Source organism: Streptomyces sp. NRRL F-5126 (genome assembly GCF_000721265.1).
Taxonomy (GTDB): Bacteria; Actinomycetota; Actinomycetes; order Streptomycetales; family Streptomycetaceae; genus Streptomyces.
The window spans coordinates 297,907-318,920 of the sequence record NZ_JOFZ01000007.1 but is presented as its reverse complement, the minus strand read 5'-3'; the positions used below and the strand labels follow the sequence as shown (position 1 = coordinate 318,920).

The 21,014-nt window shown below is 71.3% G+C and carries 18 protein-coding genes and 1 riboswitch; of the genes, 11 read left to right on the top strand and 7 right to left on the bottom strand.

Annotated features, from left to right (window positions below):
- Positions 1-6 precede the first annotated feature (6 nt).
- Positions 7-396 (top strand): TraR/DksA family transcriptional regulator, encoded by a 390-nt coding sequence (locus IH48_RS0117705; RefSeq protein ID WP_234434295.1) that lies wholly within the window; start codon positions 7-9, stop codon positions 394-396.
- Between the two features lie 58 nt (positions 397-454).
- On the opposite strand, the gene IH48_RS0117700 is transcribed toward IH48_RS0117705, so the two are convergent.
- Both IH48_RS0117700 and IH48_RS0117695 read right to left on the bottom strand, forming a co-directional pair.
- Complete coding sequence (locus IH48_RS0117700) at positions 455-1,288, bottom strand: aldo/keto reductase (protein WP_030904866.1); 834 nt, start codon at positions 1,286-1,288, stop codon at positions 455-457.
- Between the two features lie 115 nt (positions 1,289-1,403).
- The gene (locus IH48_RS0117695) at positions 1,404-3,014 is read right to left on the bottom strand and encodes an MGH1-like glycoside hydrolase domain-containing protein (RefSeq protein ID WP_030904863.1); all 1,611 of its coding nucleotides are present in this window, start codon (positions 3,012-3,014) and stop codon (positions 1,404-1,406) included.
- Positions 3,015-3,171: 157 nt separating this feature from the next.
- Between IH48_RS0117695 and IH48_RS0117690 the strand changes: the two genes are divergently transcribed.
- The 3 genes from IH48_RS0117690 (at position 3,172) to IH48_RS0117680 (ending at position 6,156) form a co-directional block, all read left to right on the top strand.
- Positions 3,172-3,717, top strand: a complete 546-nt coding sequence (locus IH48_RS0117690) for a GNAT family N-acetyltransferase (RefSeq protein ID WP_030904861.1) — start codon at positions 3,172-3,174, stop codon at positions 3,715-3,717.
- Positions 3,718-3,848: 131 nt separating this feature from the next.
- Positions 3,849-4,616 carry an SAM-dependent methyltransferase gene (locus IH48_RS0117685; protein ID WP_030904858.1) on the top strand — a complete coding sequence of 256 codons (768 nt, stop codon included), beginning with the start codon at positions 3,849-3,851 and terminating at the stop codon, positions 4,614-4,616.
- Between the two features lie 38 nt (positions 4,617-4,654).
- A riboswitch (TPP riboswitch) is annotated at positions 4,655-4,748 on the top strand.
- The gene (locus tag IH48_RS0117680; RefSeq protein ID WP_051839977.1) at positions 4,741-6,156 is read left to right on the top strand and encodes a cytosine permease; all 1,416 of its coding nucleotides are present in this window, start codon (positions 4,741-4,743) and stop codon (positions 6,154-6,156) included. Its footprint overlaps the riboswitch before it by 8 nt.
- A 12-nt stretch (positions 6,157-6,168) precedes the next feature.
- Here IH48_RS0117680 and paaI read toward each other — a convergent pair whose 3' ends face one another.
- Together paaI and IH48_RS0117670 are read right to left on the bottom strand one after the other, a co-directional pair.
- Positions 6,169-6,561: a hydroxyphenylacetyl-CoA thioesterase PaaI gene (paaI, locus tag IH48_RS0117675; protein WP_051839975.1), complete on the bottom strand. Its 393-nt coding sequence runs from the start codon at positions 6,559-6,561 to the stop codon at positions 6,169-6,171.
- 221 nt (positions 6,562-6,782) lie between these two features.
- Positions 6,783-8,270, bottom strand: a complete 1,488-nt coding sequence (locus IH48_RS0117670; protein ID WP_234434294.1) for a hypothetical protein — start codon at positions 8,268-8,270, stop codon at positions 6,783-6,785.
- A 401-nt stretch (positions 8,271-8,671) separates the two neighbouring features.
- Here IH48_RS0117670 and IH48_RS0117665 point away from each other — a divergent pair, with 401 nt between their 5' ends.
- Together IH48_RS0117665 and IH48_RS0117660 are read left to right on the top strand one after the other, a co-directional pair.
- On the top strand, positions 8,672-10,216 hold the full coding sequence (locus tag IH48_RS0117665) for a glycosyl hydrolase family 18 protein (protein WP_030904846.1): 1,545 nt from the start codon (positions 8,672-8,674) through the stop codon (positions 10,214-10,216).
- Positions 10,217-10,430: 214 nt separating this feature from the next.
- Positions 10,431-11,585 (top strand): ROK family protein, encoded by a 1,155-nt coding sequence (locus IH48_RS0117660; protein WP_234434293.1) that lies wholly within the window; start codon positions 10,431-10,433, stop codon positions 11,583-11,585.
- A 38-nt stretch (positions 11,586-11,623) separates the two neighbouring features.
- On the opposite strand, the gene IH48_RS0117655 is transcribed toward IH48_RS0117660, so the two are convergent.
- Complete coding sequence (locus IH48_RS0117655; RefSeq protein WP_158710316.1) at positions 11,624-13,048, bottom strand: sugar porter family MFS transporter; 1,425 nt, start codon at positions 13,046-13,048, stop codon at positions 11,624-11,626.
- Positions 13,049-13,142: 94 nt separating this feature from the next.
- Positions 13,143-14,165, bottom strand: coding sequence for a Gfo/Idh/MocA family protein (locus tag IH48_RS0117650; protein ID WP_030904838.1), 1,023 nt, complete (start codon positions 14,163-14,165; stop codon positions 13,143-13,145).
- Positions 14,166-14,437: 272 nt separating this feature from the next.
- Here IH48_RS0117650 and IH48_RS0117645 point away from each other — a divergent pair, with 272 nt between their 5' ends.
- The 3 genes from IH48_RS0117645 to IH48_RS0117635 all read left to right on the top strand — a co-directional run bounded on the left by IH48_RS0117645 (position 14,438) and on the right by IH48_RS0117635 (position 17,237).
- Positions 14,438-15,247: an SAM-dependent methyltransferase gene (locus IH48_RS0117645; RefSeq protein WP_030904835.1), complete on the top strand. Its 810-nt coding sequence runs from the start codon at positions 14,438-14,440 to the stop codon at positions 15,245-15,247.
- Positions 15,248-15,492: 245 nt separating this feature from the next.
- Positions 15,493-16,494 (top strand): glycoside hydrolase family 16 protein, encoded by a 1,002-nt coding sequence (locus IH48_RS0117640; protein WP_078849814.1) that lies wholly within the window; start codon positions 15,493-15,495, stop codon positions 16,492-16,494.
- 176 nt (positions 16,495-16,670) lie between these two features.
- On the top strand, positions 16,671-17,237 hold the full coding sequence (locus IH48_RS0117635) for a TetR/AcrR family transcriptional regulator (RefSeq protein WP_030904829.1): 567 nt from the start codon (positions 16,671-16,673) through the stop codon (positions 17,235-17,237).
- A gap of 16 nt (positions 17,238-17,253) precedes the next feature.
- On the opposite strand, the gene IH48_RS0117630 is transcribed toward IH48_RS0117635, so the two are convergent.
- Positions 17,254-17,964, bottom strand: coding sequence for a ribonuclease H family protein (locus IH48_RS0117630; RefSeq protein ID WP_030904826.1), 711 nt, complete (start codon positions 17,962-17,964; stop codon positions 17,254-17,256).
- Between the two features lie 141 nt (positions 17,965-18,105).
- Between IH48_RS0117630 and IH48_RS0117625 the strand changes: the two genes are divergently transcribed.
- On the top strand, positions 18,106-19,683 hold the full coding sequence (locus IH48_RS0117625; protein ID WP_051839972.1) for an alanine racemase: 1,578 nt from the start codon (positions 18,106-18,108) through the stop codon (positions 19,681-19,683).
- A complete protein-coding gene (locus IH48_RS0117620) occupies positions 19,680-21,011 on the top strand; it encodes a pyridoxal-phosphate dependent enzyme (protein ID WP_030904816.1) in 1,332 nt (443 codons plus the stop codon). Before IH48_RS0117625 ends, IH48_RS0117620 begins: the two co-directional genes overlap by 4 nt.
- The last annotated feature ends 3 nt before the right edge of the window (positions 21,012-21,014 follow it).

Sequence of the window (21,014 nt, the reverse complement as noted above, 5' to 3'; positions counted from 1 at the left end):
GGCTGAGTGGACGAGGGCATCGAGCGTGAGGGACCGGCGGTGGAGCGGCGCAAGGCCGCCTCAGAGCTGATCGCCGGGAAGCGGGAGAGCACGGCGCGGCTGGTCGGCTCGCTGACGAGGCTGTGGGACGACGTCGTGGCGGCGTCCGCCCTGACAGGCGACGACGACGAGCACGATCCCGAGGGGGCGACCGTCGCGTTCGAACGGGCCCAGTTGCGTGACACCCTCGTACAGGCCCGCGGCGACCTGGAGGCCCTCGACCGGGCCGCCCGCCGGGTGGCCACCGGCGAGTACTGGGTCTGCGAGCGCTGCGGCGGCCCCATAGCCGCCGCGCGCCTCGCGGCGCGCCCCACGGCGACGTGCTGCATCGGCTGTGCGGGACGGCCCGCACGGTGAGGGCGCACCGCAGCGTGCCGTACGGTCCCGGCGGTACGGCCCGTGGCCGGTGGGGCGGTCACAGTATGTCGAGGGGCTGCTTGCCGGCAGGGGGCGGGAACGCCCGGTCGAGGGCGGCGAGGTCCTCGTCCGTGAGCCGCAGGTCGAGGGCGGCGCGGTTGTCCTCGACGTGCGCGGCGGTGGACGCCTTCGGGATGGCGATGACGTCGCCCCTGCGCAGCACCCAGGCGAGGGCGACCTGGGCGGGACTCTTCCCGTGCGCTGCGGCGACGGCGGCGATTGTCCGGTGGCCCAGCAGCCGGCCCTGCTCCACCGGCGAGTAGGCCATGATCGGGACGCCGAGTTCCCGGCAGCGCGGCAACAGGTCGTACTCGGGGCCGCGGCGTGTGAGGTTGTAGAGCACCTGGTCGGTTGCGGGGACGGCTCCGCCTGGCAGGTCGGCGAGATCGTCGACGTCCAGGTTGGAGACGCCCCAGGCGCCGACGCTGCCCTCGGAGACGCGGGCGTCGAGGGCCTCGACCGTCTCGTGGAGGGGCACGTCTCCGCGCCAGTGCAGCAGGTAGAGGTCGATGCGGTCGGTGCCGAGGCGGCGCAGGCTCGCGTGGCACGCGTCGACGGTGCCCTTGCGGTCCGCGTGGGACGGCAGCACCTTGCTCACCAGGTACACGTCTTCCCTGCGGCCGCGTACCGCCTCGCCGACGAGTTCCTCCGAGGCGCCGTGCCCGTACATCTCCGCCGTGTCGATCAGTGTCAGCCCGAGGTCGACGCCGCGCCGGAGGGCCGCGATCTCCTCGGCGCGCCGGGCGGGATCACCAGCCATGCGCCAGGTGCCCTGCCCGAGAGCGGGCACGCGCTCGCCCGAGGGCAGTGCCACCGTCCGAATCCCAGCCACGCCGGCACTCCTTTCGTCGACCCTGATGTGCGACCACCTGCCCGGCGAGCGCGGTGCCGAAGCATCGCCATGATCGCAGGGGTGAGCGGCGCCGGACCGGAGGCCGCCTACCGGGTCACGAGCCCGCGAGCGCGATGCGGACCGTGTGGTGGCCACCGCCGTGCGCGGGCAGCGACGCGGTGCGGGCGCGCCGGCCGTCGATCATGCACGCGTGGACCTGATCGCCCGCCCCCGTCAGTTCGATGTCGAGTGTCATGTCCCGGTATGCGAGGCCTTGGAGCCGCACGTCGCCCCACCCCTCGGGGAGCGAGGGCGCGAACCGCAGCCCGTCCGCCGACGGGCGCAGGCCGAACAGGCCGTGGTGGATGAGCCGCAGGTAGCCGGTGGCGGACCAGGCCTGGTCCGGCTGGGAGTCGAAGTGGGTCAGCGTGCCGCTGCCGCCTGTCTGCCAGCCGCCGTCGACCTTGCCCGTCACGGAGTGGTACAGCTCGTAGAAGCTGCCGCCGGTGCCCTTGACGAGTGCGGCCAGTTCGGTCACGGCGCGGGCGAACAGGTCGGTCCTGCCGCCTTGCGCGGCCGCGTGGCCGAACAGCGAGTGCACCATCGGCCACACCATCACGTTGTGGCGTCCCGGGCGGTCGTCGCTGAAGCGCTCGAAGTGCGGCCAGACGTTGACGATGCCGTGCGGCTGCCAGTGCGCGCCGTCGAGCAGCAGCCGGGTCCTGCGCCTGTCCGCGACGCCGAACAGTACGGCGAGCGCGAGGCCCGCGCCTTCCTGGGAGGTGTCGAGGCGCCCCTTCCCGGCATCGCCACCGTGCACGAGGTAGCCGTAGGTGCCCGCGTCCTCGCGCCACAGGTGGCGGTCGATCGCGGACCTGAGGGACGCGGCGGCCCTGCGGTACCCGGCGGCCGCCGCATGGTGGCCGAGCGCGGTTGCCATGCCTTCGAGCGCGAGGTGGGCGCCGTGGTAGAGGCAGTTGGTCGAGAGCACCATCAGCTCGTCGGTGTGCGGGTAGTCCAGCACGAAGCTGGAGTCGATGCCCGGGGTCCAGGGCGGCGCCGGGTATCCGGCGATGCCGTCGTTCATGTATCCGGGGCCCTGGAAGAGTCCGGCGGACGTGTTGAGGTTCTGCGCCTTGCGCAGGGCGAGCGTGCGCGAGGCGACGCCGTAGGCGTCCTCCAGGAAGCCGTGGTCGCCGGTGACGAGGTAGTGGTTCCACGCGCCGACGGCCCAGACGATCTGGTCCCACCACTGGTTGTCCTGCTGGACGACCGGTCCGTCGTCCCCCTTCCCCGGGTCGACGACGGACCACAGGGTGTTCCTGCCGACCGAGGGGCCGAGGAGGCTGACGGCGCTCCAGGCGTTGATGGCCGCGTCACGCGTCCACCGCTGCGGTTCCGGGTATCCCCCGCCGGCCCGTACCAGGGTGCCCGGCGGGTAGCTGACGAGTCCGGCCTTGTCGTACGTGGCGGGAACGGCGTACGTCGTGTTGATGCCGACCACGTCGGTGAGCGCCGAGTCGTACACCGTGCCGAGCTCGTCCTGGACCGCCGACGCGTCGAAGGCAAGCGTCGGCAGGACATACTCGACGCGCCGGTGGCCAGGGGTGGCCGCTTCGGCCGCCGGGGCCGCCGCCCCGGCCGCCCCGAGGCCCGCGGCTGCGGCCGCCGCCGCGCCCGTGGCCAGGAAGCCCCGTCGTGAGGTGTTGCCCCGCGCTGCCGCCATGTCCGACTCCCCAACGTTTTGACAACGATGTCTTCCGAACGTTCGGAACCTAGGCAGGGCGCGTGCGGCTGTCAATAGGGCGTCAAGGAAGGCCAGATGGGGTCGGGGCGGACAGGGGCGAGACGCCCCCATCTGACACATATGTACGATAGTCCGCATGCTCATCCGCACGGTCCCCTTCGACCACCCCGACGCCGTCCGGCTCAACGCACGTGTGCAGTCGGAGTACGCCGAACGATACGGCGACGACGGTGACATCACGCCGCTGGTCCCCGCCATGTTCGAGCCGCCCCGGGGCCTCTACCTGATCGCCTACGACGAGGACGGCTCCCCCATCGCCACCGGCGGCTGGCGGCGGCAGGACGCGAACGACGAGGGGTACGCGGACGGCGACGCGGAGATCAAGCGCATGTACGTGATCCCGGAGGCACGCGGCAACGGCCTGTCCCGGCGGATGCTGGCGGACCTGGAGGACAACGCGCGCGCCTCGGGCCGCACCCGGATGGTCCTGGAGACGGGCACCAAGCAGCCGGAGGCCGTGTCCCTGTACGTGTCGTCCGGCTACGTGCTCTGTCCCAAGTTCGGCCTCTACCGCTTCGACGAACTCAGCCTCTGCTACGCGAAGCCGCTGGCCGCGCCGGTGGCAGCAGGTGCGGCGGCAGCGGACGGCGCCACGGCCGACGACCTTGCTCCGCAGTGCTGACCCGCGCCCCGGCGGCGTGACCGGGCGGCGCCCAACGGCGCCCGGGCGGAGGTGACATACTCCCGCTGGGCTGCCGGACCGGCGCCCGCCCGGGCGCTTTTCCGGGCCAGGGACGGGCAGTGGAGCAGCAGATGACGGCATTCAGCCCCAAGCCGCAGATCGACACGAGCAGACCGCACCCGGCGCGCGTGTACGACTTCCTGCTGGGCGGCAAGGACCACTACCAGGTCGACAAGGACATGGGCGGGCAACTGCCGTCCGCCGTCGCGCAAGGGGCACGCCACAACCGCGCGTTCATGCACCGCGCCGTGGGCTGGGTAGCCTCCCGGGGCATCGACCAGTACCTCGACATCGGCACCGGAATACCCACCGAGCCGAACCTCCATCAGATCGCGCAGCGCACCGTGCCGGCCGCGCGGGTCGTGTACACGGACAACGACCCGATCGTCCTGCGGCACGCGGAGGCGCTGCTGATCAGCTCGGAGCAGGGCGCCACCGACTATCTGCAGGCCGACGTGCGCGAGCCGGGCGGGATCCTCGACCACGCGCGCTCCCTGCTCGACTTCAATCGCCCGATCTGCCTGTCGCTGGTCGCGCTGCTGCACTTCGTCACCGACGACCAGGACCCGTACGGGATCACCCGCACGCTCGTCGGCGCGATGCCCTCCGGCAGCTTCCTCGTCTTCTCGCACGGCACCTTCGACTTCCACCGGCCCGACGACGCGTACTCGTCCCGCATCGACTCGAAGTGGCGCAGCAGAGCCGAGATCGAGCCGTTCTTCGAGGGACTCGAGATCGTGGACCCCGGTCTCGTCCCGGCACCGCACTGGTACAAGGACACGCCGGCCCCTCAGGACGAGGTGTCCGGCATCTATGCCGCCGTGGCCCGTATCCCCTGACGCGGACGCGGGCGGCATGGCGCGTTAGGCTGGCGTACGTACCGGACACGGGGTGCCCCGCGAGGGGCTGAGATCACACCCGCCGAACCTGAACCAGTTCGTACTGGCGGAGGGATGTCTTTCCATGCCACGCTCCCACGCACCCGCGATCGGCCGCTCCGGCGCACCGCGCGAGTCCGTCTTCGACGGGCGGATGCCCGCGGCCCCCGGCGATCTGCGGATCGAGGCGCGGGGTATCACTCCCGTGCCCGAGGACCGGCGCTACGGCGGGCCCGGCCGGCTGTTCACCGTGTGGTTCGCGCCGAACCTGACGATGACGGGCGTGTTCACCGGGACCCTGGGCGTCGTGCTGGGCCTCGACTTCACGACGGCGCTGGTGGCCGTCGTGCTCGGCACGGTCGCCGGCGCCGTGCCGGTGGCGGGTCTGGGCACGTGGGGCAGCAGGACCGGTGCGGGCCAGTTGCCGCTGGCCCGGCTGGCGTTCGGGCGCGCGGTCGTCGTCCCCGGGATACTGCAGTGGATGTCCTCTGTCGCGTGGGACGCGCTGATCGGCCTGTTCGGCGGTGACGCGCTCGCCCGCCTCTTCGGCTGGCCCTTCTGGCTCGGCGTGCTGGTGATGCTCGCGGGGCAGGGGCTTGTCGGTGCGCTGGGTTACGAGGCGATACACCGTCTGCAGAAGATCATGACACTGGCGCTCGCGGTCGCGTTCGCGATCCTCGCGGTGAAGATGCTCGGCGGTGTGCATCCCGCCGCCTCCGGCACGGCGCACGGGCTCGACCGCTTCGGCGCGTTCATGCTGACCAGCACGGTCGCGCTCAGCCTCTCGCTGTCCTGGGCGCCGTACGCCAGCGACTTCAGCCGCTACCTGCCGAGGGAGACGTCCAGGACGCGGATGTTCTGGTACACACTCCTCGGGGTCAGTGCGTCCTTCGTCGCGGTGCAGGCGCTCGGCCTGTGGGGTGCGTCCGTCTTCACCGACCAGAGCGCCAAGGGCGTCGACACCCTGCTCGGCGGCGGCGCGCTCGGCGCCTTCGGCCTGCTCGCGGTGGCGTGCGCCGCGTTGTGCAGCAACGCCATGAACGACTACAGCGGTTCCCTCGCGCTGCAGACAGCGGGTGTGCGGCTGGCACGGCCGGTGGCGGCGGCACTCGCCGCCTGCCTGGGGTTTCCCCTCGTGCTGTGGATGCACGCGGCGGACACGGCGGCCCGCTTCCAGAACGTGCTGCTGTTCGTCGGCTACTGGATCCCGGGGTTCGTCGCCGTCGTCGCGGTGGACTGGCTCGCGCGGTCCCGGGAGCGCGGCGGGAGCGCCGTGGACCTCGCGGCGGAAGCGGCACGCCGAAGGCGGTCGTGGCCCGCGCTGCTCGCCTTCGTGGCCGCCTTCGCCGCCGCTGTGCCGTTCATGGACACGACGCTCTACGAGGGGCCGGTCGCCCGGGCACTGCACGGGGCGGACCTCGCCTACTACGTGGCCTTCGCGGCCGCGCTCGTCGTCTACGCGCCGCTGAGGTTGCGGCGCGGCGTCCGGCACGGCGGCTGAACGGCCGGCCTGTCAGCCGTTCCCGCCGGGTGCCGAGGGGGTCCGGACGGTGCGGCTGCGGCCGCGGAACTCGGCGACCGCGCGTCCGTCGCACGCCACACTCACGTCGTAGATGCCGCTGCGGCCGAACCGCGTGCGCTCGGTGGCGGACGCGATGAGCACGTCGCCCTCGCGGGCGGGCGCCACGAAGTCGATGTCCGCGGCGGCTGCCACCGTCACCGGCCCCTCGCTGTTGCAGGCGCAGGCGAAGGCGGTGTCGGCCAGCAGGAACAGGAAGCCGCCGTGAGCCGTTCCATGGCCGTTGAGCATGCGGCCGGTGACGGTCATCGTCACGGTGGCCGTCCCGGGGCCGTGCTCCGTCAGCTCCATGCCCAGGTCCCGCGACGCGGTGTCGCGCGCGAACATGGCCGCGGCGGGTCCGGGGCCTTGTGCCGTGCCGCCGTCCTTCCCTCCCACGTCCGTCCCATCCGCGTCTGTCTCCACGCAACCCTCCGGCGCTCCACGATGCCGACCGAACATTCGGTCATACCCTGTCGCAGCCAAGCAACCAAGCAATGGGACGTGCTGTCAAGACGGCGGCGCTCGCAGAGCGGCGCGCGGGGGTGGCGCGGTGCCCCGCCCTTCGCTCACGCCGAGGACAGCTGTTCCGCGATCTCCGTGATCCAGCCGGCGGTCTTCGCAGGGTCGTTGAGGGAGTCTGCCCATGCTTCGCGGGTCAACCGCTGGTTGGCCGGGCCTGCTTTGAGGGCGATGAGGAGCGCCCGTGCCGAGTCCCGCATCTCGGCCGCCGTGTCACCGCTCCCCCTGATGTCCGCGCCCGCCGCCAGGCCGTAGATCTTGCGTGCCATGGCCTGACGTTCACCGCTTTGCACCTTCTTCCAGAACTTCAGGGCCTCCTTGAGAGCGTCCTCGCGGGACGCGGGCGCCGCCGGGCTCTCGCTGTCCGCCGCCCAGCGTTCGGGGTGGCGGGCTCCGTCGTAACGCTTTTTGCCCGCGCGGCCCGCCCGGTAGGCGGTGACGCCGAGGATGAGGCCGGCCGCCCCCGCGGCGAGGCCCCAGCCGACGGGGTTGCTGGCCAGTCCGGCACCTCCCGCCGTGGCGGCCACCGCCGTCACGATGCCGCCCGCGGCTTTGGTGGACTCGCCCACGGCTGTGAAGGCCTGCTTGCCGATCTTGTTGCGCTGCTTGCCGAGCGCGTAGGTGCGCACCGTGTTCATCGTGTTCGCGTCCTCGGCGCGCTGCAGGTCTCTGGCCGCTTCGCGGGCGTCACCCATCGCGGTCCAGGCCGTGTCGATGGCATCGGAGACACGCTCAAAACGGTCCTCTCCCTCGTGGCCCCACTGGGCGTCCAGCGCGACGTACGCCTCGGCGGCAGCCCAATTGGCCTGCTCGCGCGCCTGGTTCAGCCGAGCCAGGGCTGCCTCGTCCGCACGGTCGGGCACGTCGAGCCGTTTCAGGGCACGGTACTTGCGCGCCGTCAGCCCGACACGCCTCGCGGCGCGTGCACCCTTCACGGCGCCGGCGGCACCGGAGCCGATCCCGCTCGCCTCGGCCGCCGTCATGGCGTGCGCCGCCTGCTCGGCCTTGGTCAGCCCCTTGGCGACATCCAGGGCGTACTTTCCCGCGCCCGCGGCGCCGACAACCGTGTCGGCCGTCTTGGACGCGGCCTTCTTGTTCGCGCCGTGGAAGGCCGCCCCGCGCTTGTGCTTCGCGGCCTCCTTGCCGGCTTTGACCGCCTCCATGGAGCTGAGCACGGCGCCGGTGGCCTCGGTGAGGAGGTTTTCGGAACCGGCGGCGGCGCCCGAGGCGCCGGCGGTGTGTTTGAGACCCTCGTCCACCGCGGCGGAGGCGTGCTGGGAGAAGCCCGCGTTGACGGGGACGTGGACGCCCTTGACAAAGGTGTCGATGAACTCGAGGTTCTTCTTGAGCCTGTCCAGGATCGCGGCGATCCGGTCCCGGTAACTCTTCGATCCGGTCGGCGCGTTGCCGTTCTCCGGCGCCTGGCCCCTCGTCGCGCTCCCGGCCCGCTGCACCGCCAGGGCCGCGGCTCGGTTGCCGGCGCTCGACTGGATTGCGCGCAAAGCGCGCTCGGCCGGGTTCCCGTGCGGAGCCACGGCCCTGCTCCGCTCCCCGAGCCGCCGGGGCGGCATCAGGGCAGCCGTGGGCCGGCGAGTAGAGGTGTGGTGGACCGGGGTGATCATGGACGTGCCTCTCCTGCGCCGGACCGGGCGAGGGGAGATTAGCCGGGCAAGGCCAACAGGAAGGGACCGGCCGGGAAACTCTTCGCGCACGGAGCGGGACGGATCGTGGCGGCTGGGATGGCTGGGAAAGCTCCTGGTCGGGGACGTGTCCGGCGTCGCGGTCGGTGGAGCGCGGAGTGCGGCACGAAGAGCCGGCATTCCCAAGAGTTGACCGACGCGTATCGCCTGATGTCTTGACAGGCGCCCGCGCACCGAGATTATTGGTCCAGACCATTACTCCGCCCTTCCGCCTCCCATCGAAGGGAGAACGGTCCATGCCCGGACCCGTTCGCAGACCCGTCCGCACCCTGCTCGCGGCGATCGCCACCGGCGCCGCCGCCCTCGGGCTCACCGTGACAGGCGCCGGCAGCGCACAGGCGGCCACGCCGCTGCCCGCGCACGTCTTCGCGCCGTACTTCGAGGCCTACAACGGCGACAGCCTGTCCCAACTGGCTTCGGAGTCGGGGAACAAGTACCTGACGATGGCCTTCCTCCAGACGCAGTCCGTCGGCTCCTGCACTCCTTACTGGAACGGCGACAGCAGCATGCCGGTCGCCCAGTCCCAGTTCGGCGCGGACATCGACACGATCCAGGCGGGCGGCGGAGACGTCATCCCGTCGTTCGGCGGTTACGCGGCCGACGACAGCGGGACCGAGATCGCCGACAGCTGCACGAACGTGGCCTCCATCGCGGCCGCCTACGAGAAGGTCATCACGACCTACGACGTCAGCCGCATCGACCTGGACATCGAGGACAAGTCCCTGTCGAACGCGGCCGGCATCGACCGGCGCAACAAGGCCGTCAAGATGGTCCAGGACTGGGCGGCGGCCAACGGGCGCTCGGTGCAGTTCTCCTACACGCTGCCCACCACGACACACGGGCTCACGGACGGTACCGCGGGGGACGGCAGCGGGCTGCCCGTCCTGCGCAACGCCGTCTCGAACGGCGTGAAGCTCGACGTCGTGAACCTCATGACGTTCGACTACTACGACGGCGCCAGTCACGACATGGCCACCGACACGCAGACGGCGGCGCAGGGGCTGCACGACCAACTCGCCACGCTCTACCCGTCGAAGAGCGACGCGCAGCTGTGGAACATGATCGGCGTCACGGAGATGCCGGGCATCGACGACTTCGGCGCGGCCGAGACGTTCACCACGGCCAATGCGCCCACCGTCTACAACTGGGCGGCGAGCAAGGGCATCAACACGATCTCGATGTGGGCGCTCCAGCGGGACAATGGCGGTTGTCCTGGTCAGGGCGGCTCCGACACGTGCTCGGGCATCGCGCAGAGCACCTGGCAGTTCAGTCACACCTTCGAGCCGTTCAACGGAGGGTCCTCCACCCCGCCGGCCAACGGTGTGTCGGTCTCGCTGTCCCCTTCGTCGGGGTCCGTCGCGCCCGGCGGCTCCACCACGGCGACTGTCCGCACCGCGTCCACCGGGGAGACGGCCCCCTCGGTGAACCTCGCGGTGAGCGGGGCGCCGGCGGGCGTCACGGCCACCGTCAGCCCCGGCTCGGTGACCGCGGGCAGCAGTGCCACGCTGTCCGTGCACACCACGTCGTCGGCGGCCCCGGGGACGTACACCCTCACCGTGAAAGGCACGGCCGGCCCGTCGACCGCGACCGCCGCGTACAAGCTGACCGTCACGGGCGCAGGCACGTGCACGGCCACGGCCTGGAAGAGCTCGTCCATCTATGTCGGCGGTGACACGGTCTCCTACAAGGGGCACACGTGGAAGGCGAAGTGGTGGACGACGGGCGAGGAGCCCGGCACCACCGGCCAGTGGGGTGTCTGGCAGGACCTCGGCGCCTGCTGACCCACTCCGTCGGATCCGGTGGGCCGACCGCGCGTCGCCCACCGGATCAGGCCGCACCGAGCCACGGTCCGGGCGCCTCACCTCCGCCCGGGCGTGCGGCAGGCCCCTGTAGGCTTGGCGGCGTGCAGACGTCGTCAGGATCGGTGGGGCCGAGGTGACCCCGGCCACGAGGCCGGCGGGGGAACGCCCAGGCCCGTCCCGCACCATCGCGTGGGTGAGTGCCAACGAGGCCAACAGGACGCGGGTGCTGCAACTGCTGTACGACGTGGGCCCCCTGTCACGCGCGGACCTCGCGAAACACACCGGGGTGACGCGCACGACCATCGGCTCCATCGTTCAGCCCATGCTCGACAGCGGCGTCCTCGTGGAGGGAGAGCCGCGCGCCAGCGGGTCCGTGGGCGGCAAGCCCGCCCGGCCCCTGTGGTTCTCCCGCGACGGGCAGCCGATCGCCGCCGTGCATCTGATGCCGGGACGCGTCGAGGCCGCGACGGTCAGTCCTGTGGGCGAGGTGCTCGCGACGTCGAGCGGCACGTTCCCGGCCGAGGCCGCCGACGGCTCGCCCGCCGTGGACCTCGTGGTCGACTGCCTGAGGCGGGTGCTGCCTGCCGACGGCCGCCGCGCCCTGGGCGTGGGCATCGCCACCGGCGGCATGGTCGACACGGACACGGGCACCATCGTCGAGGTCAGCCTGGCCCCCGCACTGTCCGGACTGCCCCTCGCGCCCCTCGTTTCGGAGCGGCTCGGGCTGCCCGTGCACATCGACCACCATCCGCGCGCCCAGGCGCTCGGCGACCGCTGGTTCGGACAGGCCCGCGGGGTGCGGTCGTTCGCCTCGCTGTACCTCGCGGACGTGCTCGGTGTGGGGCTGGTCCTCGACGGCGCCGTGCAGCGCGGCAGGTCGGGTGCCGGTGGCGAGATCGGGCACAGCGTCGTGGCCCTGGACGGCGAGGTGTGCAACTGCGGTCGCAGGGGTTGCTGGGAAACCGTAGCGACCGGAGTGTGGCTGCGCCGCGAGGCGGGGCGCCTCGGCCTGCCCGCGGCGCGGGAGATGACGCCCGGGCGGCTCACCGCGCTCGCCGCGCGCCGCGACCCGGCGGCCCTGGAACTCCTCGACCGCTACGCGCGCAACATCGCGGTCGGCATCGTCAACCTGCAGCACACGCTGGCACCCGGCCTTTTCCTGCTGCACGGCGACGTGGTCGCGGGCGGCGAGACTCTGCGCTCGGCGATCGAGCGCCACGTCACCGGATGGGTGCTGCCGCACCCCGGCGGTCCGCCCGACATCGTCCTCGCGAGGGACGACGACCACGCCACACTGCTGGGTGCTGCGGGGATCGTGCTCTCCCAGTCGCTCGGGCTGGTCCGCTGAGGGCGGTCGACTCGCCTGTCCGCACGCGTCCGCGCGTCTCAGCCCTGGCTGCCGGGCGGGACCGCCGGCCAGTGGCCGCCGTTTTCCCAGTAGCCCCGGATCTCCTCCAGCGAACGTCCCTTCGTCTCCGGGGCCATCCGGTACAGGAAGGCGAGGGCGAGCAGCGACAGCACGCCGAACGCACCGAATCCCACCGAGCCGCCGAGATCGGACAGGACGCCGGGGAAGGCGAACGTGGCGATGAGGTTGGCCACGAAGTCGGAGAGCAGCAGGGCCGCGGCGCCGACGCTGCGCAGCCGGGCGGGGAACGCCTCGCCGGTGTAGACCCAGATGAGCGATCCGATGCCGAAGTAGAAACCGAGGTAGAAGATGCCGATGCCGGCGACGGCGGCGTAGCCGGCGCCAGGAGTGATGGTGTGCCGAGCGAACACCAGGGCCATCACCAGGTGCCCCGCGACCATGGCCACCGTGCCGATCAGGAGCGGCGGGCGGCGGCCCCAGCGGTCCACCACGAGCATGGACAGGACGACGCCGACCGCCGCGACGAGTTGGACCAGGGCCGACAGCAGGATCGACTCCGAGGCGTCGGCGATGCCCGCCTTGTCGAAGATCAGCGGGCTGTAGTAGAGGATCGTGTTGGTGCCGGTGATCTGGACGAAGAAGCCGAAGGCGATGACGAAGAACGTGGCGCGCGCGTAGCGCCGGGTGAAGATCTCCCGGAAGGTGCCCTGCTCGCCCTGGGCCAGGTCGGCCCGGATCGCGGCCAGTCGGCCGTCCGTGTCGCTGTCCGGCTCCACCCGTACGAGGGTTGCCCTGGCCTCGTCGTAGCGTCCTCGCATGGCGTACCAGCGCGGACTGTCGGGGAAGCGCAGCAGGGCGAGGAGCACCACGGCGGCGGGGACGGCGGAGATGCCGAGCAGGGCCTCCCACGAGCCGCCGCCCGACAGCGCCCATGCCACGACCAGCGAGATGATCACGCCCGCACAGGTGAAGAACTGGTAGGCGGTGCCGAGCCTGCCGCGGTTGTGCTCCGAGGCGAACTCGGAGATGAATACCGGCGCGACCACGGTGGACAGTCCGATCGTGACGCCGAGCAGCAGCCGGACGCCGGTCAGCCACCACACACCGATGGGTACCGCGCTCAGCGCCGCGAACACCGCGAAGCCCCCGGCGACGAGGATCATCGTGAGTTTCCTGCCGAGCCTGTTGGCCGCCTTCGGTCCCACCGCGGCTCCCACGAGGCTGCCGAACACCACGATGGACGTGATCACGGAGACCCACAGCGTGCTGAGGTCGTAGTCCTTCTTCAGGAATACGAGCGCGCCGCTGATGGAGCCGGAGTCGTAACCGTAGATGAGGCCGAGCGCCGCCGCGACGACGGCGACCTTCGTGCCGAGCGGCCGGCCGGCGCCCGCAGACTGCGTGCCGGGTTCGGCCGTGTCCGTGCCGGCGGTTCGGGACAACGTGCGCTCCTTTGATCGCGGCCTCGGCCGTTCGGCCGCGCGGTGGGCCGGGCGGCCGGGCGGCCGGGTTCGTGACTCTCCTGCCGGGGCGTTGTCAGCCCCGGGTACCGGCACCGACGGGGACCGTGTTCCCGGACTCGAGCGATTCGTGTATCGCCACGACGACGTCCGTCACGGCCGCCCCTTCGTCGAGTCCAGGACCGACCGGCTCCCCCCGCTCAAGGCGGGAGACGAAGTCCTGCACCATCCAGGTGGGCGGCCCTTGGAGGCGTCCGTCAATCTCGCCGCCGAGAAGGCCGGGCCAGCGGAACCCCTCGGGGCCGGCCTGCCGGACGCTCTGGTCCTGGAGGTCGACGTACATGGCGGAGCCCTCGCCGATCACCTGGTACTGGAAGTCCACGACGGAGGGCATCGAGTCGGGCAGCACCCACGTCGACGTGAGGTTGGCCGTGGTGGCGTCGTCGAAGGTCAGCAGGGCGTGCACCACGTCCCAGGTGTCGACGGACCGAGCGGCGAGCACACCGCGCGAACCGCGCGCGTCGACAGCCGTGACGGTGCGCCCGCTCACCCATGCGGCCGCGTCGACGGTGTGGCTCATCAGGAACCAGGCAGGGGACGACTTCGCCGCCCAGCCGATCATCGTCGTCGGCACGAAGTAGGTGTTGCTGAGCAGGATGTTCTGCGTCAGGACTCTTCCCAGCGCGCCGGCCGCCGACCGCTCGCGCAGCTGCCTGATCGCGGGGTTCCACCGGTTCTCGAAGCCGACCATGCACTGGACGCCCGCGGCGCGTACGGCCGCGGCGATGGCATCGGCGTCCTCGCGCGTGGTCGCGAGGGGTTTCTCCACCAGCAGGTGGCAACCGGCGGACGCGGCGTCGACGGCCGCCTGCCGGTGCGCGAAATCGGGCGTCGCGACGATCACGGCGTCCAGCTCCTGCTCGGCCAGCATGCGCCGGTGGTCCGTGTACGCGCTGAGGCCGAAGTCGTCGGCGACCTTGCGCGCGACGGGCTCCGCAAGGTCGCACACGGCGCGCACGTCGGCGCCGGGGAAGCCGCGCAGGGAGTGCGCGTACATGGAGCCGCGGATGCCACCGCCGATGATGCCGATTCTCTGCATGCCAACCTCGCACAGGACTGTTCGTACGGACTACCGTCCGGGGTATGTCTAGGCTCTGTACTAACCATCTCGGAAGTCAACCCCCTCACCGGGCGCCATCTCACGCACCGGACGCCCTCTCGCGCCCCAGTCGCCCTGCGACACGTACGGGCGCCGTCGCGCCCCGGCCGGCATGAAGGCCCCTGGGTCACGGCCGCGGCCGCCGGCCCGGTGACGTTCAGTAGGGTCATGGGCGCAGCAGCATCGCGCGACCTGATCCGGAGGAACCCGCCGTGACCGACCGACCCTCCTGGGCGCCCCGCGGCGTCGACATCACCAGGGCCAACGTCTCCCGCATCTACGACTACTTCCTCGGGGGCTCGCACAACTTCGAGGCCGACAGGGAGGCGGCACGCTCCGCGCTGCACTCGATGCCGGGCATCCCCGCCATCGCCCGGGCGAACCGTGCCGTCATGCAGCGCGCCCTGCGGTTCGCGACGGACCGGGGCATTACGCAGTTCCTGGACATCGGATCCGGCATACCGACCTTCGGCAACGTGCACGAGGTGGTGCAGGCGGCGCGGCCCGGCGCGCGGGTGGTCTACGTCGACAACGATCCGGTGGCGGTGGCGCACAGCAGGGCCGTGCTTGAGGGCAACCCGGATGCGACGATCGTCGCCGCGGACCTGCGCGACCCGCAGGCGGTGCTCGCCCATCCCGGCACGCGCCTGCTCGACCTCTCCCGTCCTGTCGCGCTGATGCTCGTCGCCGTCGTGCACTTCCTGCGGGACACGGACCGGCCCGCGGACATCATCGCCGCTCTCCGCGACGCGCTCGCGCCGGGCAGCGTGCTCGTCCTGACCCACGCGACGCTCGACCACGGCCCGGCGCCTGCGGGGCAGCGCGCCGTGCAAGAGGTGTACGAGCGGACGCCGACGCCGCTCGTGATGCGCGGTTCCGCGGAACTGCGGCCGTTCTTCGCGGGGTTCGACCTCATGGAGCCGGGGATCGTGCCGCTGCCCCTGTGGCGCCCCGATGCACCCGAGGAGCCCTACGACCGAGCGGAGCTTCACGGCCTCGCCGGGGTGGGCGTCAAGCCCTGAACGGCGGGCGCGCGCCCGCCGGCGCGTCCTGGCCCACCTGTTTTGACGTGCGCACTTGGATCGGCGCCTTGACGGCCCTTGCGGACGGGGGTAGACAACTCCTGATTGAGAGAGCGCTCTCAATCGGAGTCCCCGCCCTCCACGGCCCCCACCCTGTCAGGAGAGGTCATGGCCGAACTCCCCTGCGGACACGCCGTGTACGGGCGGACCCCCACATCGGGCTCACACGGAACAGGAGATGCTCCATGGCCCCTGGAGAGACCCCAAGGCCATCGATCGACCGCAGGTCACGGCGGTCCAGGATCCGTCTCGCACTCGTCGGGCTGTCCGTCGGCGCGCTCAGCATCGCAGGGCTGACGGCGACGGCGCAGCGGGGCGCGGCGGCGACCCGGGCCGACGCAGGCAGCGCGGCGGCGCCGTCCGCCGTCCCGGCCCCGCCCGCCGGCTTCACCACGACGTGGAGCGACGATTTCAACGGTGCGTCGGGCAGTGGACTGAACACGGGCACCTGGAAGTACGACACCGGCCCGGGCAGCAGTTTCGGTACGGGCGAGATCGAGACGATGACCGACTCGACCTCCAACGTGTTCCTCGACGGCAACGGCCACCTGGTGCTCAAGGCCCTGCACTCGGGCAGTGATCCGGCGTCCGGCTGGACGTCCGGCCGGGTCGAGACCCAGGACGACTCGTTCGGGGCGCCTCCCGGAGGCGTCGTGATGATGCAGTCCTCGATCCAGCAGCCGGACGTCTCGACGTCCAACGGCGCGGGCTACTGGCCGGCGTTCTGGATGCTGGGCCAGCCGCTGCGTACGGGTACGACCTGGCCCACCTCGGGCGAGGTCGACATCCTGGAGGACATCAACGGCCGCAGTTCGGTCTTCGGCACCCTGCACTGCGGCGTCAACCCGGGCGGACCGTGCAACGAGTCCACCGGCATCGGCAGCGGCGAGCACGCCTGCGCCGGCTGCCAGTCCGGCTACCACACGTACGCCGTGCAGATCGACAGGTCGACGTCGCCCGAGCAGATCCGGTGGTACCTCGACGGCCAGAACTACTTCACCGTCAACTCGTCCCAGGTCGACGCGGACACCTGGGCCAAGGCCGTCGACCACCCGTTCTTCATCATCTACGACCTGGCGATGGGAGGTGGCTTCCCGAACGCGTTCGGGGGCGGGCCGAACGCGGCCACGGTCTCCGGCGGCCAGATGAACGTCGACTACGTGGCGGTCTACAACAAGGCCCCCTGACGGCCTGGTGCCATCCACCGCACACCACGCACCGCACGGCGTGACCCGCCCGGCCGAACGCCGGGCGGGTCACGCCGTGCGCGCACCCGCGAATGCGTCACTCGCTGACGCTACACAATGTCACGTATTGACGCGGTATACGTCAGTCCCTGACACGAAGTGCTACCGTTCGGTGCATGCCAAGAAGCGGAGAGGCGGCACGTCAGCGGCTCCTGGAGGCCGCCCTCGAACTGTTCACCGAGCGCGGCTTCGACCAGACCCCGGTCGAGGCGATCGCCGCACGCGCGGGTGTCACCGAGCGCACGTTCTACCGCCACTTCACCGACAAGCGCGAGATGTTCTTCGGCGGCGAGGGCGAACTGTGCGACGTGCTCGTCCGGGCGGTCGCGGCCGTCCCGCACGCCGTGAAGCCGCTGCCCGCCCTGCGTGCGGCCTTCCACGAGTCGGTGCCGCTGTTCGAGCGCAACCGGCCCTTCACCGAGCGCGGCGCCCGCCTGATCGCCGAGACCCCGGCCCTTGAGGAACGTTCGCTGGCCAAGCGTGCGCTCCTGGTCAGTGCTCTGACCGATGCCCTGCGAGCCCGCGGCGTCGACGCCAGGAGCGCACCACTGCATGCCCAGGTCGGCATGGACACGCTCGCCATGGCCACCCACCGCTGGATGGAGGACCCGTCGGTCCCCCTCGGCGAACAGCTGGACCAGGCGTTCCGCGAGCTGCGCCTCGCCGCCGCCGCGCTGAAATAACGACCGGCCAGGCGCCTCAGACCGCGGCGGTCCTGCAGGCCGGGTGGCCCCAGCCGTCGTCGTTCCTGGCGATGTCCTCGCCGGCCGCGTAGGAGCGGCCGCAGCGGCACCGGCCGGGAAACTTGGCCTTCAGCGTGCGGGAGCCGCCGCCACGCCTGCCCGGGGCGGCGCCACCCCCCTGTGTGCGCTTCGCGCGGGCCGCGGCCGACGACCCCTCGCCGGTGGCGCTCGGCGGCGGGGCCGCGGAGCCGTACGCGCTGCCGGCCACCTCCTGCGTCCGCGCGACCATACTGGCCGCGCGGTCGGCGAAGTCGTTCAGGGGGTCGCCGCCGACCTGGTGCGCGGGCACGTACCGGAACTCGACTGTGCGGCCCGCGAGCAGCGCGTCGATGCGCATGACCAGCTCCTGGTTGGCGACGGGCTTGCCGGCGGACGTCTTCCAGCCCTTGCGCTTCCAGCCGGGCAGCCACTCGGTGACGGCCTTCATCGCGTACTGGGAGTCCATACGGACCTCGAGCGCCACGGCGGGGTCCGTGGAGCCGAGCAGCTGCTCGAGGGCGGTCAGCTCCGCGACGTTGTTCGTCGCGGTACCGAGCGGTCCCGCCTCCCAGCGCTCCGGCGCGCCGGCCGTGTCACCCACGACCCAGCCCCAGGCCGCCGGTCCCGGATTGCCCTTCGATGCCCCGTCGCACGCGGCGACCACACGTTCCACCATGCCCTCGATGATGCCAGCTTCCTCGCCTCAGGTATCCCATTAACAAATGATTACGGTTTTCATTGCATGTAAGCGGGACGGGATGGAAAACCTGCAACGGCTACGCAACCGATCACGAGTGGTCACCGGCCACTGCGAGGAGGTCAAAAAGTTGTGGGGGCTCCGCTGTACCTGCACCCGAGACTCGCTCCGCGGTCCGCGTCGCTGACGGGATCCACCGCATTCCTGCACGCGCTTGCCGACGGCCTCGGCACCCCACTGAACGTCGTGATACCCGAGCAGATCGCCGAGAACGCCGCTCGTTTCGACGAGGTCTTCCGCCACCACCGTCTGAAGGGCACCACGCTTTTCGCGCACAAGGCGTCCGCGTCGAGTGCGCTCCTGCGGCGCCTGGCGGCAACCGGCGCGTCCGTCGACGTCTCCTCCCTGCAAGAGCTGCAACACGCGCTGGCTTCGGGGTTCACTGCGGACCGTATCGTGGCCACCGGCCCGAAGGACCCCGCCTTCTGCTGGCTCGCGGCCCGCGTCGGTGTCACGTTCCACGTCGACAGCCGCGAGGAGCTGGAGGCGCTGGTCCGCCTCGCGCGCACCGACGGGACCCCGCGTGTGCGGGTGCTGCTGCGGCTGTCCGGCTTTCCGTCCGCGGGCGTGCGCAGACTCACGCGCCGCAGCCGGTTCGGTACGCCAGTGGCCGGAGTGCCTCAGTTACTCGACGCTGTCGAGCGCTACCCGGATGCGGTCGAGCTGCTTGGGGTCGGGTACCACCTGGACACCACCGACCTCCAGGAGAAAGCGCTCGCGCTCGAGGGCTGCGTCAAGGTCATGGACATGTGCCGTGCCCGCGGCCTGGGGCCGCGCGTCGTGGACACAGGAGGCGGCTTCGGTGTCAGCTACCTCGCGGAGGCGGCGCAATGGGAGGCCTACACCACCGAGCTGACGCGTGCGGTCCTCGCGCAGAGGCCGCCGCTGACGTGGCAGAACCACGGATACGGACTGCGTAACGAGGGCGGCACTCTCGCCGGCGGGCTCGGCCTGTATCCGGCCCACCGGGCAGTAGCCGGCCCCGCATACCTGGACGAGCTGCTCCGCACGCGGGCGCCGTCGCTCGGCCGACCGCTTGCCACCTTGCTCCAGGAGCACCTGTACGACGTCTACGCGGAGCCCGGGCGCGCGCTGGCCGACCAGTGTGGGATCACCCTCGCCCGCGTACTGGAGGTACGGCGGGACGACGAGGACCCGGGGGGCGTTCACGAACACAGCGGCGCCTGGCAGGTACGGCTGGACATGAACGCCGGCGACTGTCCGCTGGAGGACCACGGCATCCTGATCGATCCGCTGCTGGTGCCCCGGGCCTCGGGGCCCTCCGGTGGCCCAGTGCCCTTCGCGGGCGGCCATTCGGCGGACCCCGGTGCAGGCGGGGACGGGCCCGTGGGTGTGTACCTCTTCGGCAACCTCTGTCTGGAGTCCGATCTGATCACGAAGCGGCTGGTCTTCCTGCCGCGGCTGCCCGCGCAGGGTGACCTGCTGTGCTTCGCCAACACCGCCGGCTACTGCATGGACTTCGGCGCGCACGAGGCGGAACAACGCCCCAGGGCACGGAAAGTGGCCGTCCTGCCGGGCGCCACCGAGGCGGGCCCGCGCTGGCGTATCGACGCCGACTACTGGCCCCTCCCATCGGACGAGGAGACACACCAGGCCGGGGCATCCCGGCAGGAGGAAGCGAACGCATGAGGTACGACAACGTGACGGAGATCATCGGGGACACGCCTCTGCTGCGCATCGACCCGGCCGTGCACGGTCTGAGATCCATCGATCTGTACGCGAAGCTGGAACTGTTCAACCCGTTCGGTTCGGTGAAGGACCGCGCTGCCTGGAACATGGTCAGCCCCGGTCTGCCCGATGCCGTGGAGCGCGGCAGTCAGGTGGTGGAGCTGTCGAGCGGGAACACGGCGAAGGCGCTGGCGTTGATCGCGGGAATGCACGGGCTCGGGTTCAAGAGCGTCACGAACCGCATGAAGGTGCCGGAGATCAAGGACCTGCTGCTGCTGCTCGGTGCGGAGATCGAAGAGCTGCCGGGACGCACGGAGTGCCTCGATCCGGCCGACACCGAGGACCCGCTCACACGCTTCCACCAAGCGCTGGCCGAATCAGGCGGCGCATACCTCCACACCGACCAGTACTTCAACGCGCGCAACGCGGACGCGCACGCCGCGGGCACGGGCCCGGAAATCGTGCGGGACCTGGGCGGGCGGGCACCGGACTTCTTCGTCGCCTGTGTCGGCACGGCCGGTTCCTCCAGCGGGGTGGCGCGGGTGCTGCGCGCGCACAATCCCGAGGTGGAGGTGGTGGGTCTCGTCGCGCACAAATCGGACTTCGTGCCGGGGATCCGCAACATCGACGAGGTCAAGGAGGTCGGTCTCTTCGACCCGGCGGTCTACCGGCAGATCGATCCGGTGACATCGGACGACGCAATCGACGGGATGCTGACGCTGGTGCGCAGGTGCGGCGTGCTCTCGGGCCCGACCGGCGGAGCCGCGTACTTCGGTGCCGTGCGCCACCTACGGCGCTACGAGGATGGGTTGAGGGCGGATGACGGGGAGCGAAGGTCGGCGGTCTTCATCGTGTGCGATCGGATCGAGAGTTACCTGGGGTATGTGCGCAAGCGGCGGCCCGCACTGTTCGGGGCCGAGTCGCGGGGCGAGTCGGTGGCATCGGTGTCACAGGAGGAGGTCGCGAAGGCCTTCTCGATGGACGTGGCGGGGGCTCGTCGGTGGATCGCGGAGGAGGCACCCCTCGTCGTGGATCTGCGCAGCCCGTTCGCGTATGCGGCACTCCACATAGACGGGTCGCTCAACATCGTGGACGAGCTGTTCGAGGAACTGGTCAGAGGCGGATTGCCGTTCAGCAGGAGCAGGCCGGTGCTCCTGGCGTGTCCGGTGGGCGAACGGTCGGCGCGGTACGCGGCGCTGCTTACCCGGCTCGGTCATCCCGATGTACGCAGTCTTGCGGGCGGGATCGTTGCCTGGCGGGACGGTGGCGGCGAACTGGTAGGGGAGTGAGGG

What these genes read in the sequence shown, in the direction of transcription:
- IH48_RS0117695 (WP_030904863.1), bottom strand. Translation starts at nt 3,014, where the DNA reads ATGGCGGCAGCGCGGGGCAACACCTCACGACGGGGCTTCCTGGCCACG.
- IH48_RS0117690 (WP_030904861.1), top strand. Translation starts at nt 3,172, where the DNA reads ATGCTCATCCGCACGGTCCCCTTCGACCACCCCGACGCCGTCCGGCTC.
- IH48_RS0117685 (WP_030904858.1), top strand. Translation starts at nt 3,849, where the DNA reads ATGACGGCATTCAGCCCCAAGCCGCAGATCGACACGAGCAGACCGCAC.
- IH48_RS0117680 (WP_051839977.1), top strand. Translation starts at nt 4,741, where the DNA reads ATGCCACGCTCCCACGCACCCGCGATCGGCCGCTCCGGCGCACCGCGC.
- paaI (WP_051839975.1), bottom strand. Translation starts at nt 6,561, where the DNA reads ATGTTCGCGCGCGACACCGCGTCGCGGGACCTGGGCATGGAGCTGACG.
- IH48_RS0117665 (WP_030904846.1), top strand. Translation starts at nt 8,672, where the DNA reads ATGCCCGGACCCGTTCGCAGACCCGTCCGCACCCTGCTCGCGGCGATC.
- IH48_RS0117650 (WP_030904838.1), bottom strand. Translation starts at nt 14,165, where the DNA reads ATGCAGAGAATCGGCATCATCGGCGGTGGCATCCGCGGCTCCATGTAC.
- IH48_RS0117640 (WP_078849814.1), top strand. Translation starts at nt 15,493, where the DNA reads ATGGCCCCTGGAGAGACCCCAAGGCCATCGATCGACCGCAGGTCACGG.
- IH48_RS0117635 (WP_030904829.1), top strand. Translation starts at nt 16,671, where the DNA reads ATGCCAAGAAGCGGAGAGGCGGCACGTCAGCGGCTCCTGGAGGCCGCC.
- IH48_RS0117620 (WP_030904816.1), top strand. Translation starts at nt 19,680, where the DNA reads ATGAGGTACGACAACGTGACGGAGATCATCGGGGACACGCCTCTGCTG.